Origin of the sequence: Georhizobium sp. MAB10, assembly GCF_045012825.1 — a bacterium.
Taxonomy (GTDB): Bacteria; Pseudomonadota; Alphaproteobacteria; order Rhizobiales; family Rhizobiaceae; genus Georhizobium; species Georhizobium profundi.
Genome location: NZ_CP118314.1, coordinates 1,020,132 through 1,036,282, shown reverse-complemented (window position 1 = coordinate 1,036,282; position 16,151 = coordinate 1,020,132). Strand labels below are relative to the sequence as shown.

Below are 16,151 nucleotides of genomic sequence, written 5' to 3'. Positions count from 1 at the left end.
TGACATATAATACAGTCACTGTCGACATACAGTTGGACCTTCGAAAAGAGAGACGCGGATGCCGCAGACCTATCCTTTCAGCGCCATTGTCGGTCAGTATGAAATGAAGCGCGCGCTGCTCCTCGCAGCGATCGATCCAGCGATCGGCGGCGTGCTGGTCCTCGGCGATCGGGGGACCGGCAAATCCACGGCCGTGCGCGCACTTGCAGCTCTTTTGCCCGCGATCAGGACAGTGCTCGGCTGCCGTTTCAATTGCGACCCGGCGGCACCGACGGTCGATTGTCCGGACTGCCAGCGCAATTCGAACGCACGCCTCAAGATCGACAAGCGACCTATTCCGGTCATTGATCTTCCTCTCGGCGCGAGCGAAGACCGCGTTGCGGGCGCGCTCGATATCGAGGCAGCGCTGACCCAGGGGAAAAAGACGTTCCAGCCGGGACTGCTGGCGGCGGCGCACCGCGGCTTCCTTTACGTGGACGAAGTCAACCTGCTCGAAGATCACCTGGTCGACCTGTTGCTGGATGTCGCCGCATCGGGCGTCAATCTCGTCGAGCGTGACGGGCTCAGCCTGCGCCACCCGGCGCGTTTCGTGCTGGTCGGCAGCGGTAATCCCGAAGAGGGCGAATTGCGGCCGCAACTCCTCGACCGCTTCGGCCTGTCGCTTGACGTGACATCGCCCACCGATATCGCGGAGCGCATCGAGGTGGTGAAGCGCCGGGATGCCTTCGAGCGCGATCCGGCGCAATTTCTCGACAGCTGGGCGCGCAAAGACGCAGCGCTTGCCAAGCGCATCCTCAAGGCCCGCGCGGAACTGAACGAAATCGCGGTCGGCGACGAAATCCTCGAAATCGCGGCTGGCCTGGCAATCAAACTCGGCATCGATGGCTCGCGCGGCGAGTTGACCATGATGCGGGCAGCCCGTGCGCTTGCAGCCTACGAACAGCGCGAACGTGTCACGCCCGAACTTCTGCTGGCCGTTGCACCATCCTGCCTGCGGCACCGTCTCCGCCGCGATCCGATGGACGAAAGCGGCTCGTCGATCCGTGTCGAACGCGCCATCGCCGCCATATCGGTTGCGGTGGCATGACCACGCAGACCCGCGATCTCCAGATGGCGCCACGGCCGGATGCACCAGACATCGGCGATGCCATCGCGAGGATTGCGGATGTTTTCGCCACCGATCCGCTGCTGCTCGGCGGGATACGGCTGAAGTCACAGGCCGGCCCGGTGCGGGACCTTGCCATCGAATTGCTGAGATCGCGCATTCCCAGGCACCTGCCCTGGCTGCGCATGACGCCATCGATCGCCGACGATCATCTCGTCGATGGATACGACCTTGCCGCGACACTGGCGCAACGCGAACTGGTCGCTCGCTCGGGGATCCTGTCGTGCGCGAAAAGCGGCATTCTCGTCATCGCCATGGCGGAAAGGCTGACAGCGTTACAGGCCGCATTGATCGCAGCGGCGCTGGATAGGCGCGACTTCGCGGCCTTGCTCCTCGACGAAGGCCTGGCGGATGAGGCTGTTCATCCCTGCCTGCTCGATCGCGTCGCGCTGACGCTGGATCTCTCCAAGGGACGCTTGCCTCTCGAACCGGGTGATACCGCCTCGGCGCTGCCAGCACGTCAGGAAACCGCGCGCGATGTCGAAGTGCCGGAGCCGGTGACGGAGGCTTGCTGCGCGTTGGCCCTCGCGCTCGACCGATCCTCCATGCGCGCGCCATCGCATCTTCTGAACGTGACCCGCATCCTCGCGCATTTGGATGGGGAAGCTACCGCCAGCACCGAAGCACTGCGTGAAGCAGTCGGCCTTGTTTTCGGTCTCACCCCCATCGCCGCCGAAGACGACAGTGGTGAAAACCCGGAGTCACCGGACATTCCACAACCCGACGACACGGCAGCCGAATCTCAACCCGAGCGCAATCAAGCCGAAAACCTGCCGCACGATCTGGAAGATTCGGAGCATGCCGGCGCCGACGAAACAATCGCGGTCGACATCCTCGACGCCTATCTGCCGGAAGATGTGCTTCAAGCCGCTGCCGCAGCATGGGGCGCACGCGGCGGAGCATCCTCCGGCAAGCGCGGACCGAGCCAACGGTCCGTAAGCCGAGGCCGGCGTTTGGCTGCCCGGCCGCGGCCTGAAAATGGTCGCAGCGCATTGGATATAGTTGCAACATTGCGCGCTGCGGTTCCCTGGCAGACGATCCGACGGACAGCGACCTCTTCGGATGCTGCGACCGATCGGCCGATCGCGATCCGGCGCGAGGACTTTCGCTATACCCGCTTTTCCGCGCCCTCGGAAACGCTCGCGATTTTCGCTGTCGATGCGTCAGGGTCATCTGCCCACGCACGGCTCGGCGAGGCGAAAGGCGCGATCGAGACGCTCCTTGGCCAGTGCTACGCCCGGCGCGACGCCGTGGCGTTGATCGTCTTCAGGGGCGCGCAAGCCGAGATCGTTCTGCCCCCCACCCGCTCGCTGCTGCGCGCACGGCGCGCGCTCGTCGCCATGGCTGGCGGCGGCCCGACGCCGCTTGCGGGCGGCCTCGCTCTTGCTCGTCTCCTTGCCGGCAAGGCTGCGGAGCGAGGTCAGAACGCGATCACCATCCTGATGACCGACGGCCGTGCCAATATTGCGCTCGATGGCACCGCCGGGCGCGAGCGCGCCGAGGCAGACACGCGCCGCATGGCCGCCGCGTTCCGGCTTGCCGGCCTCTCGAGCGTTCTGGTCGATACGGCACGGCGCCCGCGCGAACATGCAGCCGATCTTGCACGGGCCATGGGCGGCGAGTATCTGCCGCTTCCCGCCGGCCGCGCGCAGGATCTGAGCCTTGCCGTGCGCAGCCGAATTAATCGGCAATCCTCCAATACCAGGCCGCATTGAACGGCCATGAACGCGCTCTCCATCCACCGCTATCCGGACTGGAACGTGCTCGGCAAAGACTGGCCGAACCGGGAGCACAGCCGGTTCGTGCGGTCCAGCGCGCTCACCTGGCACGTGCAGATTGCAGGCAGCGGTCCTCCGCTGCTGCTCATCCATGGCACGGGCGCGGCAAGCCACAGCTTTCGCCACATGCTGCCCGACCTCGCGCGTGATTTCACGGTGATCGTGCCAGACTTGCCCGGCCACGGTTTTACACACGGTGCCGGCCAGCACGATCTCACACTGTCCGGAATGGCGCGCGCGCTCATGGCACTGATTGGCGAGCTCAAGCTTGCTATCGTCGGTGCGGCCGGCCACTCGGCAGGCGCGGCGATCCTGCTGCGCATGGCGATCGACGGGCGACTGCCGCAATGCAAGCTCATCGTCGGCTTCAATGCCGCCACCCGCCCGATCGCCGGCTCCGGCATTTATGGGCCGCTGGCGCGGTTGCTGTTCATCAATCCGCTGGCGCCCAAGCTTTTTGCCTGGCGGGCGGAAAGCATGGATGCCACCCGACGGCTGCTCGCCGGCACGGGCTCGACGATCGAACCGGAAGGCGTTGCGCTGTATCGTGCGCTCTTCCGCCATTCCGGCCACGTGGCGGGCACGCTCGGCATGATGGCCAACTGGGATCTGGAAAGCCTCAACACCGACCTTGCCAAGCTCACGACGACGACCATGCTGGTCGCGACGAAAGGCGACAAGGCTGTGCCCTACGCCGACAGCCAGTCGGTCACCGCGCTGTCTCCGGCAATCACGGCGCTCATCCTCGATGAGGGCGGCCATCTCTATCACGAGGAACATCCCGACGAAGCGGCGCGCCTGCTCCGGCATCTCGCACGCGATGCCGGCATCGCAACGGGTGCAGCGCGAACGGGCAGACCCGAACCGAGCGAGGATCGATAGATGCTGACCGTCGTGGACAATCAACGCCCCCAGCTCGCCGCTGACGACAAGCGTCCCCACGCCATCGTCATCGGCAGCGGTTTCGGTGGCATTGCCGCGGCGGTTCGCATGGGGGCACGCGGCTACCGCGTAACCGTGCTCGAGCGGCTCGACGAGTTCGGCGGCCGCGCCGGCGTCATCCATCAGGACGGCTTCACCTTCGATCGCGGTCCGACGATCGTCACGGCGCCGCATCTTTTCGAGGAACTGTGGACGCTCTGCGGCAAGCGCATGCAGGACGATGTGGAGATGCTTCGCCTGAAGCCGTTTTACAAGCTTCGCTTCGACGACGGCGACATGATCGCCTGCTCCGATGATAGCGATGCCATGGAAGCGGAAGTACGGCGCGTGAATGCCGACGACCTGCCCGGCTATCGCCGCTTCATGAAGCTCAGTGATGAGATCATGGCGCTCGGCTTTGAGCAGCTTGCCGACCAGCCGTTTTCGACCGTGACGGACATGCTGCGCATCGCTCCGGATCTGCTGCGGCTCCAGGGCTACAGGTCGGTGTTCGGCCTCGTCTCGGCGCATGTAAAGCACCCTAAGCTGCGCACCATGCTGAGCTTTCACCCGCTACTCATCGGCGGCAACCCCTTGAGCGCGCCGGCGATCTACTGCCTGATCCCATCGCTCGAACGCCGTTGGGGCGTGCATTATCCGCAAGGCGGTGTCAGCCAGATCGTCGATGGACTGGTGAAGCTCATCCGAGGACAGGGCAATCTCGCGGTCACGCGCAGCGAAGTCGCAGCGATCACGATGACGGACGGCAAAGTTTCCGGCGTCCGGCTGTCCGACGGCACGCGGCTCGATGCCGATATCGTCATCTCAAATGCCGATCCCGCCGTGACGAGCGCCCTCCTTCCCAATGGCCAACGCCAGGCGAAACGACTGGTTAAGTCGCGCTATTCCATGGGCCTCGTCGTTTTCTACTTCGGCACCAAGCGGCGCTATGACGATGTCGGCCACCACACCATCCTGCTCGGGCCGCGCTATGAAGGCCTGCTCAACGACATCTTCAAGCGCCGTCCGTTGACCGAGGATTTCAGCCTCTATCTGCACCGCCCGAGCGCCAGCGATCCTTCCGTTGCGCCTTCGGGATGCGACGCCTTCTATGCCCTGACGCCCGTGCCCCATCTCGGCGCCAATATCGACTGGGCGGAAGCAACGGCAAAACGCCGCGACGCCATCATCGAACGTCTGTCATCGACCCTGCTGCCTGGCCTGCGGGACGAGATCGTAACCGAGGCGATTGCCGTTCCCGATGACTTTGCCGAGCGCTATCTCTCGCCCTATGGCTCCGGCTTCTCGCTCGAGCCCATCCTGACCCAGAGCGCCTGGTTTCGCCCGCACAATCGCAGCGACGCCGCTGAACACCTCTACCTCGTCGGTGCTGGCACGCATCCAGGCGCCGGCCTGCCCGGCGTCATCTCCTCTGCCCGCATGCTCGACAGGATGGTGCCCGATGCCGTTGCCTTCAAACGCTAGATCGCCCCTGACGCCGCGCGACTGTGCCCAGTGCCGGCAGTCGATCCGCCAGGGCTCGCACTCCTTCTTCATCGCGTCGCTGCTGCTGCCGGTCGAAGTGCGTGAACCGGCCTATGCCATCTACGCGTTCTGCCGCATGGCCGACGACATGATCGATCAGGCAGGTGGCGGCCCGGAGGCAATCGCTGAGCTTACCGCGCGGCTCGACAACATCTATCGCGGGCGACCCGCAAACCATTTCGTCGACCGCAGTTTCGCCGAAACCGTCGCTCGTTTCGCCATCCCGCAAGCGATCCCAGCCGCGCTTATCGAAGGTCTAGCCTGGGATGCCGCCGGCCGCACCTACGACACGCTTGGCGACCTCGAGAACTACGCTGCCCGTGTCGCCGGCACGGTGGGCGTGATGATGACGCTGGTCATGGCAAGGCGAGATCCGTTCGTGCTCGCCCGTGCAGCCGATCTCGGCGTGGCGATGCAGCTGACCAACATCGCCCGCGACATCGGCGAGGACGCACGTGCCGGCCGGAACTACCTGCCGGAGGAATGGCTGCGCCGCGAAGGGCTCTCGAAAATCGCCGTTGCCAACCCGGACGACGCGCAGTCGGATGTGGTGCGGCGGATGACGCTTCGGCTGCTCGACCGCGCCGAATTCCTCTACGATCGCGCGCTGCCGGGCATCGCCGAACTGCCCGCAGATTGCCGACGCGGCATCCAGGCTTCGCGCCTTCTCTATCACGCGATCGGTGACGAAATTCGCGCCGGCGTCGACCCGGTCCATGAGCGCGCCATCATCTCGAAACGCCGTAAAGTTGCGCTCGCCTTGAAAGCGGCCGCGATGCCGCCGCCAACTCTCGACGGTCTGAGCAGACCGGCGTTGACGGCGACCCGGTTTCTCGTCGATGCGGTCGAAGCCGAAGTCCTCGCTCCGCGTGTCGATACGCTTCCGCCATGGTGGCGCTATGACGCTCGTGTCGTGCGCATGCTGCAATTGCTGGGCGCCTTCAAGGCTCGTCGAGAACCCGACGGCGTAGCGCAACTGGAAGGGTAGCGGGGATGTCGCCGGGCTGGATCATCTTCGCGGAACTGACACTGGTGCTTGGCCTTGCTCTGTTCTTCGGTTTTCGGGAGCTGCGCAATCTGCGCCGCTACGACCGCGAACGTGCGGAGGCCGCAAAGAAGCAGTCAACCGAACCGCGGCATGCGGAAGGGGAGCATGGCCTGGACGACAGGTGAGACGAAGCGGCGCAGATCGACGCTTTCATGCACCATCAAGCCGCGTCGCCCACCGATGGAAGCATCGATCAGCGAGCGTGTATAAAAGGGCGCATCCTCAAGCGCTGTCACCAGCGTGGGTTTGATGCCGGGATCGCAGCGCGTCCAGCGCTCCATACCCCAGAGGCCCCGGCGAAGGCTGACGGTGCTTTCCACACCTGGCGCCTCGTAGGGCACGATCTCGCCGTCGACCGCATCGACCGCCACGCAATGGGATCGCCCGTCACGCTCGGTCACATCGTAGAGCAGCCGCGTCCGGTCGCTAAGATGCATGCGCGACCAGGACCATCTGGAAAACGCCGCTTCAAGCGGCTCCGAGCCGTAATTCATGTCGAGATAGCCGTCACCGCTCCAATGCAGATCCGGATGGCCGAATGCAAGGTCGACCCGCAGTCGTGGCGCAAGCGGCCGCCAGCTGTGCTTTCCCTGACGATCGAGCGGGAATGCAACCGGCGAAGCCTCCTCGAAACGCACCTTGATCGAGCCCTTCAACGCCCTCGGCACGGGCATGCAACGCTCATCGATGCGAAACTCAAGCCCCCATGGCGTCCGCTCCACACTGCTCGCTGCAACCGAGAAACGCGTTGCATGACGGCTGAGGGAAGACACACTGCGCTCCGTCATTGCCCACCGGTTCGCGCCCTTGCCGTAAAGCGCGACATTGAACGCCACATGGTTTTCCGGATCGGCCGCACCGTTCCTCCGCGCGAAGCGATAATAGGGCGAGAAGACGCTGCCGACGAAGGCGATGACGGTCAGCGCATACTGGCCATCGTCGCTGGTTGCGTCGAGATACCACCAGCAATAGCCGTTTTCGCCAACGTGGACGTCGAAGCGAGGTCCATCCTGGCCGCCCGCGCTGCATTGATTCCCGATAACGCCACCATCGGCAGGCCCGGCCCGGGGTGGATCGCCCCGCCCGCTTGGTAGAGAAAGGGCACCGCCGTCCGCACCTTCGGACGTCGAAAGGATGACATGGCTCCGTTCGGCGCCGCGCCGTAAAGCGCTCCGCCCGATCCCGGAAACAGCGCCTCGAAATCCGATGGCATCGTCACCCTGCACGTCACCTCGCGCAGCGTCAGCCCCATCCCCGCCAAGCGCTTCAAGATCGTGGCTTGCCATTGCTGGCGCTCCCTATCGTCAGAGATATGATCGTCGCCATTGGCTGGCGCATTGGCGAGGACAAAGAGGCGCTCCGGTTGTCCGGGCGTGGGCAAGCCATCGTCGTCCCGGTCCTGCGCGCACACATAGAGCGTCGGCTCGTCCGGCATCTCGCGCCGGTCGAACAGCGTGGAAAACTCGCGGCGAGCGTCACTCGAAAAGAAGACGTTGTGGCGAACGAGATCGACGCCTTCCGCGATAGCCGTAAGCGACAGTGTGAGAGCCGACAGGGACCGTTCCTTCGGCGGACATACGGCGGCAGCAGTGTCTCTGCTACGTCCGGTGATCGACAGCTTCGACGGGTCGCCATTGTGAATGACAGCATGAGCGTTGAGCGCGCGGCCGTCGCCGAGATGGAGCCGATAACCGCTTGCAGGATCGGGCTCGATCTGCTCGACCCGGCTTCCCATCAGAAATCGGACACCGCGATCCCGGCACGCTTGCGCAAGCCCCTCGGCAAGCCGCACCATGCCGCCGTCGACGAGGTAGACACCGGCGCGCTCCACATGGGCGATCGTCATCAACGGCCCCGGGGCTAGATAGGGCGAACCGCCGCAATAGGTGGCGTAGCGCCCAAAAAGCTGCCTCAGCCGCCTGTCCTTAAAGTGATCGCCGATGACCGCGTCGAGCGAGCGAAACGGCGCGATCTTGAACATGGCGCCGATGCCGCCGCTCAGTGTCAGTGAAGCCGCGCTGGGCGCCGGTGCAGCCATGAAGCTGTCCTTGAGCGCGAGATATGCATCTTCGGCCCGGCGGCTGAAATCGATGTAGCCGCGCGCTTCACGGGCGCTCGCAAAGTCAGCGACAGCAGCTGCACTCTCCTGCAGGTCGGCAAAAAGATCGAGTTGGCTTCCGTCTGGCCAGAAATGCCGTGCGAGGCAGTGCGATGGCCGGACCGTCACATAGTCGGACAGTCTCAATCCGGCCTGATCGAACAGATCTTCGAACACATCCAGCATCGTCAGCACGGTCGGGCCGGAGTCTATGTCGGCTCCGGCGACATCCAGGCTTCTCAGCTTACCGCCTGCATAGTCTTGCGCTTCCACCACCGTGACGCGCGCACCCGTTCCCGCCAGGGACAGGGCAGCGCTCAAGCCGCCGACCCCAGCGCCGACCACCACGATTTCGGCTCCTTCAATGTCCGACGCTGATGCCAACCAAGGCTCCTTGTGTAAATTTGAATTTACATGCAAGATGATCATGACACTTTACACCGGTGGAGGGAAGCATGCGAGCGATCGACCCCGGACAGGATCCCGGCATCCGGATTGAAGAGGCGTTGGCGGAAGCACTGGCCCGCGCCTGCACCGGTCACGAGCCCCCCCTGCTTGCCGCCGCCTACCACCATGCCGTGTTCCCAGGCGGTGCACGGATCAGGCCACGCCTTACGCTTTCAGTCGCTGCCGCCTGCGGCGACGACCGCCCGGCGTTGGCCAATGCGGCAGCAGCAGCCATCGAGCTTCTTCATTGCGCGTCGCTGGTTCATGATGACATGCCCTGTTTCGACGATGCCGACATGCGCCGCGGAAGAGCCTCCGTGCACCTCGCCTTCGGCGAACCGCTCGCGCTTCTCGCGGGCGATGGCCTGATCATTCTCGGCTTCCAGACATTGGCGATGGCCGGAGTGCTGAGCGCTGAGCGGGCCTTGCAGCTGACCATGATCCTCGCCCGCGCCACCGGCATGCCGGGTGGCATCGTCGCGGGCCAAGCTTGGGAAAGCGAACCTGAAATCGACCTCGTGCTCTACCAGCAGGCCAAGACCGGCTCGCTTTTTGCGGGTGCCGCCATGGCCGGCGCCGCGGCCGCAGGGCAGCCGCACGAACAATGGGCAGGGCTCGGATACCGGCTTGGCGAAGCGTTTCAAGTCGCCGACGACATCCGCGACGTCTGCGCCACACAGGAAGAAATCGGCAAGCCAATCGGCAAGGACGATGCGTTGGGCCGCCCGAATGCGGTCAAGGCACTGGGGCTGAAGGGCGCGGTTCGCCGCCTTACCTCGCTTATCGACGAAACGATCGAAGCCGTGCCGGATTGTCCCGGAAGGGACGCGCTGCGCCGTCAGATCCAGCGCGAATCCGCGCGGTTTCTCCCGGCATCCAGCGCGCTCCTCCCCGCATGATATGGTGGACCAACCCTATTCCGCGGGCTCGCCGCTGCGCCGCTTGCTGTCGGCCTTCCATGCATTCCGCAGCCGGCAGGTCGCGCGCCGGGAGTTTCGGGACTTTGCCGCGCGTTTCCCGCTGACCCGGCCAATCGCGCGCCACAATGCGTCTCGCCTCTTCGATCTGACCGCCGGCTTCGTCTACAGCCAGGCCCTGTCGGCCGCTGTAGAGCTCGATCTTTTCGATCAGATGGCGCGCCATTCCCAATCGACCGCAGACATTGCCGAAATCGGGAGCATGCCGGTCGCATCCGCGCACACATTGATGCGCGCGCTCGCGTCCCTGGACTTGGCTCACCAACAGTTCGACGGCCGCTATGCCTTGGGCACACTCGGTGCGGCGCTGGTCGACAATCCCGGCGTCTTGGCCATGATCCGCCACCACAGCCTGCTCTACCGCGATCTGGCCGATCCGCTGGCGCTCCTGCGCACCCCGAAATCCGACACGGAACTTCGGCGGTTCTGGAACTATCGCGATGCGGAAGGCAGCGAGGACGACGCGGCCGGACGCTACAGCGATCTGATGGCCGCCTCGCAATCCTTCGTCTCGGCGGAAATCTTCTCCGCCTACCCCATCCAAAGCCATTCGGTGGTGCTGGATGTCGGCGGCGGCGACGGCAGCTTTCTTCTGGCTGTCGCGGGGCGGACCGCAAAAGCAACACTCGTACTTTTCGACCTGCCCGCCGTCGCCACGGTCGCACGTCGGCGTCTGGCCGCACATCCACTCGGCCACCGCATCGACGTGCACGGCGGCAGTGCCTTCTGCGACGCTCTCCCGGTCGACGCCGACCTCGTGACGTTGAACCGCGTCCTGCATGACCACGACGATGGCGACGCACAGCGATTGCTCGCCAATCTCCACCAATCCATGAGCCCGGGCAGCCGGCTTTTGTTGAGCGAGCCCATGTCGGAAACGGACGGCACGAGCGCTATGGCCGATGCCTATTTCGGCTTCTATCTGCTCGCGATGGGACAGGGACGGCCCCGCTCCGCGGATGAAATCCAGGCGATGCTGCGGGCAGCCGGCTTCGAAACGATCCGCGCGCTGCCGGCGCGCCAACCGCTGCTTTCACGCAGCATTCTGGCGATCCGCTAGACATCTCGTTGCCACAGTATGTACAAAAGATTTGACAAACTAATGTGTCAATATATGCTGACACTTGGTCGCTGGGAGTGTTGTCTGCCACGGCCGCCAGGAGCAGGTCATGAATTCGCATGCCGTAGTCCTTCACGAGCCCAAACGTCTGTCGCTGGTCGATCTCGCGCTCAAGAGCCGGGAAGACGACGACGTGGTCGTGGCCGTGCACTACAGCGGCGTCTCCACCGGCACCGAGAAGCTTTTCTGGAGCGGTACGATGCCGCCCTTCCCAGGCATGGGCTATCCGTTAGTTCCCGGTTACGAAACGGTCGGTGAAGTCGTGGAAGCCGGGCCGACATCCGGCCGAAAGCCGGGAGATTTCGTCTTCGTTCCGGGCGCGTCCTGCTACCGCGATATGCGCGGTCTCTTCGGTGGCGCCTCCTCGCGCATCGTCACGCCCGGCAACCGGACAACGATCGCGCCGCGCAATGCGCAGTCCGTGCTCATGGCGCTTGCCGCGACCGCTTACCATGCGCTGCAGACCTGCCCCAGCAAGATGCCCGATCTCATCATCGGTCACGGCGTTCTCGGCAGGCTCATCGCGCGTCTTGCCATCGCCTGTGGCGCGCCCGCGCCGACCGTCTGGGAAACCGACCCGGAACGCAGAACCGGTGCGCAAGGCTACACGGTCGTCGATCCGGCCGAAGACGAGCGGCGCGACTACGGTTGCATCTGCGATGCAAGCGGCGACAGCGCCATCCTCGATCCGGCGATCCGCCATCTTTCGCGCGGCGGCACGGTCGTTCTCGCCGGGTTTTACGATCAGCGGGTCGCCTTCGCCTTTGCCCCTGCCTTCATCAAGGAATGCGCGATCCGCATTGCCGCCGAATGGCGGCCCGAGGATCTCGCAGCCGTCAGCACGCTCGTGGAAGAGGCTCGCCTCCCGCTTGACGGCCTGATCACCCATCGCAGCCATCCGGAACACGCCGACAACGCCTACCAGACCGCATTTTTCGATCGCAACTGCCTCAAAATGATCCTCGACTGGAGAGACATCCAATGAATTCTCACGTGAAGATCGGCGCGAGCGAACCGAAATCGGGCGCGATGGACGAACTCCACGCCGCATTGCGCGCGGAAGCCTCCGAACCCATTGCGACGCCGGAAACCGGCGAAGCGAAGAAGACCACGCAGATCATCGCGATTTACGGCAAGGGCGGCATCGGCAAGTCGTTTACGCTCGCCAATCTGTCCCACATGATGGCGCAGCAGGGCAAACGCGTGCTGCTGATCGGTTGCGACCCGAAGAGCGACACGACATCGCTTCTGTTCGGTGGGCGCGCCTGCCCAACGATCATCGAGACATCGTCCAAGAAGAAGGCAGCCGGCGAAGAAGTCGAGATCGGCGACGTCTGCTTCAAGAAGGGCGGCGTATTCGCCATGGAGCTCGGCGGGCCGGAAGTCGGTCGCGGCTGCGGCGGACGCGGCATCATCCACGGCTTCGAACTGCTCGAGAAACTGGGCTTCCACGAATGGGGCTTCGACTACGTGCTGCTCGATTTCCTGGGCGACGTGGTCTGCGGCGGCTTCGGCCTGCCGATCGCCCGCGACATGTGCCAGAAGGTCATCGTCGTCGGCTCCAACGACCTGCAATCGCTCTACGTCGCAAACAATGTCTGCTCGGCGGTCGATTACTTCCGCAAGCTCGGCGGCAATGTCGGCGTCGCGGGCATGGTGATCAACAAGGACGACGGGACGGGCGAAGCGGCCGCATTTGCGGAATCGGTCGGCATTCCGATCCTCGCCGCCATCCCCGCCGACGAGGACATTCGCCGCAAGAGCGCCAATTACGAGATCATCGGCCTGCCCGGTGGCCGCTGGGGATCGCTGTTCGAAACGCTCGCCATGAACGTGGCGGAAGCACAACCGGTGCGCCCCAATCCGCTGGAGCATGACGGTCTGCTCGCGCTCTTCAAGGGCAGCGACGTCGGTGCGCATGTGGTGCTCGACCCTGCGACACAGGCCGACATGCGCGGCGGCATCGTGGTCGAGAAGCAGTCCCTCGAAGTCGTTTACGACGTGGTTTGAGCACGATCATGGATGACCGCCCGAGCCAACTGGATCAAAGATCGCCGCTCTCGGGAGAGAGCGACAACGACGCCGCGACTGCCGGACGCGGTGACGATATCGGCTCGCCAGTATTCGATTCCGTCGTCAATGATCGGCCGGTTTCGGCCAAGGGTTCCTGCCATGGCGGCAAGGCCGAGATGGACCGGGCAGCGCGCGCCAACGGCAAGAGCGAGATGCTCGACCAGCTGAAATCGGACTACCCGACGGGCCCGCACGACCAGCCGCAATCCATGTGCCCCGCATTCGGGTCTCTCCGCGTGGGGTTGCGTATGCGTCGCACGGCAACGGTACTCTCGGGATCCGCCTGCTGTGTCTACGGCCTGACCTTCACCTCCCATTTCTACGGCGCCAAGCGCTCGGTCGGCTACGTCCCGTTCAATTCCGAAACGCTCGTGACCGGCAAGCTTTACGAGGACATCCGTGACGCCGTCCACACGCTGGCGGATCCGGAACTCTACGACACGATCGTCGTCACCAATCTCTGTGTCCCGACCGCATCAGGCGTGCCGCTCCGCGCATTGCCCAAGGAAATAAACGGCGTGCGCATCATCGGCATCGACGTGCCGGGCTTCGGTGTGCCGACCCATGCGGAAGCCAAGGACGTGCTGGCCGGCGCCATGCTCGCCTATGCCCGCCGCGAAGCCGAACAGGGCCCTGTTGCAGCGCCGAGCACTGCCGTCACCGACAAGCCGACCGTCGCGCTGATCGGCGAGATGTTCCCAGCCGACCCGGTCAGCATCTCCCGCCTCATCGAACCGCTCGGCCTTGCCGCGGGACCTGTCGTGCCGACACGCGAATGGCGCGAACTCTATAGCGCCCTCGACTGCGCGGTCGCAGCAGCCATCCATCCCTTCTACACCGCCAGCGTTCGCGAGTTCGAGGCTGCCGGCCGTCCCGTCATCGGTTCTGCACCCGTCGGATTGTCAGGCACGGCTGCCTGGCTCGACGCTGTCGGCAAGGCAGCTGGCGTCGCGCCCGCGATCATCAATGCCGCAAAAGGCCTGGTGCTGAACCCGATCGCTGCCGCATTGAAGGCAGCGCCGATAAACGCCCGCATCACGCTGTCGGGCTACGAAGGCTCCGAACTGCTGGTCGGCCGGCTCCTGAAGGAATCCGGCGCGGACCTGCGCTATGTCGGCACCGCATGCCCGAAGACGCGCTGGTCGCAGGAAGATGCGGCTTGGCTCGAGGCCCACGGCGTCATGGTGAAGTTCCGCGCTTCGCTGGAAGACGACATCGCCGCCTTCGAGGAATTCTCGCCTGATCTCGCGATAGGCACCACACCGGTCGTGCAGCATGTGAAGCAGCGCTCGGTCCCGGCGCTCTATTTTACCAACCTCATATCCGCCCGTCCGCTGATGGGGATCGCCGGCGCCGGTTCGCTGGCAACCGTCATCAACGCGGCCATTGCCGGCAAGGCGCGCTTCGATCGCATGTCGGACTTCTTCGAAGGGGTCGGCACCGGTGCGACCTCCGGCGTCTGGCCGCAAGTCGGAGGGCCGGTCTGATGCTGGTCCTCGATCACGATCGTGCCGGTGGGTATTGGGGCGCCGTTTACGTTTTCACCGCACTCAAGGGCTTGCAGGTCATCATCGACGGGCCCGTGGGGTGCGAAAACCTTCCGGTGACCTCGGTCCTGCATTACACCGACGCCCTGCCGCCGCACGAATTGCCGATCGTCGTCACGGGCCTCGGCGAAGAGGAACTCGGCCAGATCGGCACCGAACAGGCGATGAAGCGCGCCCATTCGACGCTTGACCCGGCTGTCCCCTCCGTTGTCGTGACGGGCTCCATCGCCGAGATGATTGGCGGCGGCGTCACACCGGAAGGCATGAACATCCAGCGCTTCCTGCCGCGCACGATCGACGAGGATCAATGGCAGAGCGCCGACCGCGCGCTCGCCTGGCTTTGGAAGACCTTTGGTCCGAAAAACAAGGCAAAGGCGCTGGAAAAAGCCAAGGCAGCCGCCGAAAAGCGCGGGGGCAAGCCGCGCGTCAACATCATCGGGCCCGCTTACGGCATGTTCAACATGCCCTCCGACGTCGCCGAGATTCGCCGCCTCGTCGAGGGCATCGGCGCCGAGATCAATCTCATTTTCCCGCTCGGTTCGGATCTCGCGGACGTTCCGCGCCTGATCGATGCCGACGTCAATGTCTGCATGTACCGCGAGTTCGGGCGCAAGCTCTGCGAGGACCTCGATCGCCCCTATCTACAGGCGCCGATCGGCCTTCACTCGACCACGCTTTTCCTGCGCAAGCTCGGCGAGCTCACCGGCCTCGATCCCGAACCGTTCATCGCTGCCGAAAAGCACACGACGATCAAGCCGATCTGGGACCTCTGGCGCTCCGTCACCCAGGATTTCTATGCGACGGCAAGCTTTGGCATCGTGGCGGGCGAAACCTATACGCGCGGCATTCGGCATTTCCTCGAAGAGGACATGGGCCTGCCCTGTAACTTCGCATTTGCGCGCGTGGCCGGTGCGAAGACCGACAACGACGCTGTGCGTGCAGCGATCAAGGCGACGCCGCCTCTGGTGCTTTTCGGCTCCTTCAACGAGCGCATGTATGCCGCCGAGCTCGGCGCGATGCGTGGACCAAGACCTGCCTTCATCGCAGCCTCGTTTCCGGGCGCCATCATCCGCAGGCACACGGGCACGCCTTTCATGGGTTACGCCGGGGCGACCTATCTCGTCCAGGAAGTCTGCAACGCGCTCTTCGATGCGCTCTTCCACATCCTGCCGCTCGGCACCGATCTCGACCGTGTCGAAGCGACGCCGGCTCGACCCGAGCGCGCGCTCGGCTGGAACGAGGCGGCACGCGCGCTGCTGGACGAGGCGATCGAGGCCCATCCCGTCTTGACCCGCATCTCCGCTGCCAAACGGCTGCGCGACGCTGCGGAACGGCAGGCTCGCAATGCGGGCGAAGAGGAAGTCGGCATCGGGCGCATGCGCTCGGTGCTGAATGGAGAATTGGAGCCGGCGTGATGCCGGGGCGGCTTTGC

The 16,151-nt window shown here is 64.5% G+C and carries 13 protein-coding genes; 11 read left to right on the top strand and 2 right to left on the bottom strand.

Features of this window, described 5'->3' with window-relative positions:
- Positions 1–58 precede the first annotated feature (58 nt).
- From bchI to PU133_RS04695, 5 genes are read left to right on the top strand one after another with little or no spacing between them, the layout of a single operon-like run.
- Positions 59–1,087, top strand: a complete 1,029-nt coding sequence (gene bchI / locus PU133_RS04715; protein ID WP_404863705.1) for a magnesium chelatase ATPase subunit I — start codon at positions 59–61, stop codon at positions 1,085–1,087.
- Positions 1,084–2,880, top strand: coding sequence for a VWA domain-containing protein (locus PU133_RS04710; protein ID WP_404863704.1), 1,797 nt, complete (start codon positions 1,084–1,086; stop codon positions 2,878–2,880). Before bchI ends, PU133_RS04710 begins: the two co-directional genes overlap by 4 nt.
- A gap of 6 nt (positions 2,881–2,886) precedes the next feature.
- Positions 2,887–3,825, top strand: a complete 939-nt coding sequence (bchO, locus tag PU133_RS04705) for an alpha/beta fold hydrolase BchO (protein WP_404863703.1) — start codon at positions 2,887–2,889, stop codon at positions 3,823–3,825.
- A complete protein-coding gene (gene crtI, locus PU133_RS04700; RefSeq protein ID WP_404863702.1) occupies positions 3,826–5,349 on the top strand; it encodes a phytoene desaturase family protein in 1,524 nt (507 codons plus the stop codon).
- Positions 5,327–6,397: a phytoene/squalene synthase family protein gene (locus PU133_RS04695; RefSeq protein WP_404863701.1), complete on the top strand. Its 1,071-nt coding sequence runs from the start codon at positions 5,327–5,329 to the stop codon at positions 6,395–6,397. The genes crtI and PU133_RS04695 overlap by 23 nt, the downstream gene beginning before the upstream one ends.
- 134 nt (positions 6,398–6,531) lie before the next feature.
- On the opposite strand, the gene PU133_RS04690 is transcribed toward PU133_RS04695, so the two are convergent.
- Positions 6,532–7,293: a hypothetical protein gene (locus PU133_RS04690; RefSeq protein WP_404863700.1), complete on the bottom strand. Its 762-nt coding sequence runs from the start codon at positions 7,291–7,293 to the stop codon at positions 6,532–6,534.
- An 83-nt stretch (positions 7,294–7,376) separates the two neighbouring features.
- Positions 7,377–8,939: a phytoene desaturase family protein gene (locus PU133_RS04685; protein ID WP_404863699.1), complete on the bottom strand. Its 1,563-nt coding sequence runs from the start codon at positions 8,937–8,939 to the stop codon at positions 7,377–7,379.
- A 71-nt stretch (positions 8,940–9,010) separates the two neighbouring features.
- Here PU133_RS04685 and PU133_RS04680 point away from each other — a divergent pair, with 71 nt between their 5' ends.
- The 6 genes from PU133_RS04680 to bchZ all read left to right on the top strand — a co-directional run bounded on the left by PU133_RS04680 (position 9,011) and on the right by bchZ (position 16,134).
- Positions 9,011–9,901, top strand: coding sequence for a polyprenyl synthetase family protein (locus PU133_RS04680; RefSeq protein WP_404863698.1), 891 nt, complete (start codon positions 9,011–9,013; stop codon positions 9,899–9,901).
- A 1-nt stretch (position 9,902) separates the two neighbouring features.
- A complete protein-coding gene (locus PU133_RS04675) occupies positions 9,903–11,039 on the top strand; it encodes a methyltransferase (protein ID WP_404863697.1) in 1,137 nt (378 codons plus the stop codon).
- Between the two features lie 109 nt (positions 11,040–11,148).
- Positions 11,149–12,084, top strand: a complete 936-nt coding sequence (gene bchC / locus PU133_RS04670) for a chlorophyll synthesis pathway protein BchC (RefSeq protein ID WP_404863696.1) — start codon at positions 11,149–11,151, stop codon at positions 12,082–12,084.
- 44 nt (positions 12,085–12,128) lie between these two features.
- Positions 12,129–13,109 carry a chlorophyllide a reductase iron protein subunit X gene (locus tag PU133_RS04665; RefSeq protein WP_404864442.1) on the top strand — a complete coding sequence of 327 codons (981 nt, stop codon included), beginning with the start codon at positions 12,129–12,131 and terminating at the stop codon, positions 13,107–13,109.
- An 8-nt stretch (positions 13,110–13,117) separates the two neighbouring features.
- Positions 13,118–14,659, top strand: a complete 1,542-nt coding sequence (bchY, locus tag PU133_RS04660; RefSeq protein ID WP_404863695.1) for a chlorophyllide a reductase subunit Y — start codon at positions 13,118–13,120, stop codon at positions 14,657–14,659.
- Positions 14,659–16,134, top strand: a complete 1,476-nt coding sequence (bchZ, locus tag PU133_RS04655; protein WP_404863694.1) for a chlorophyllide a reductase subunit Z — start codon at positions 14,659–14,661, stop codon at positions 16,132–16,134. The genes bchY and bchZ overlap by 1 nt, the downstream gene beginning before the upstream one ends.
- The last annotated feature ends 17 nt before the right edge of the window (positions 16,135–16,151 follow it).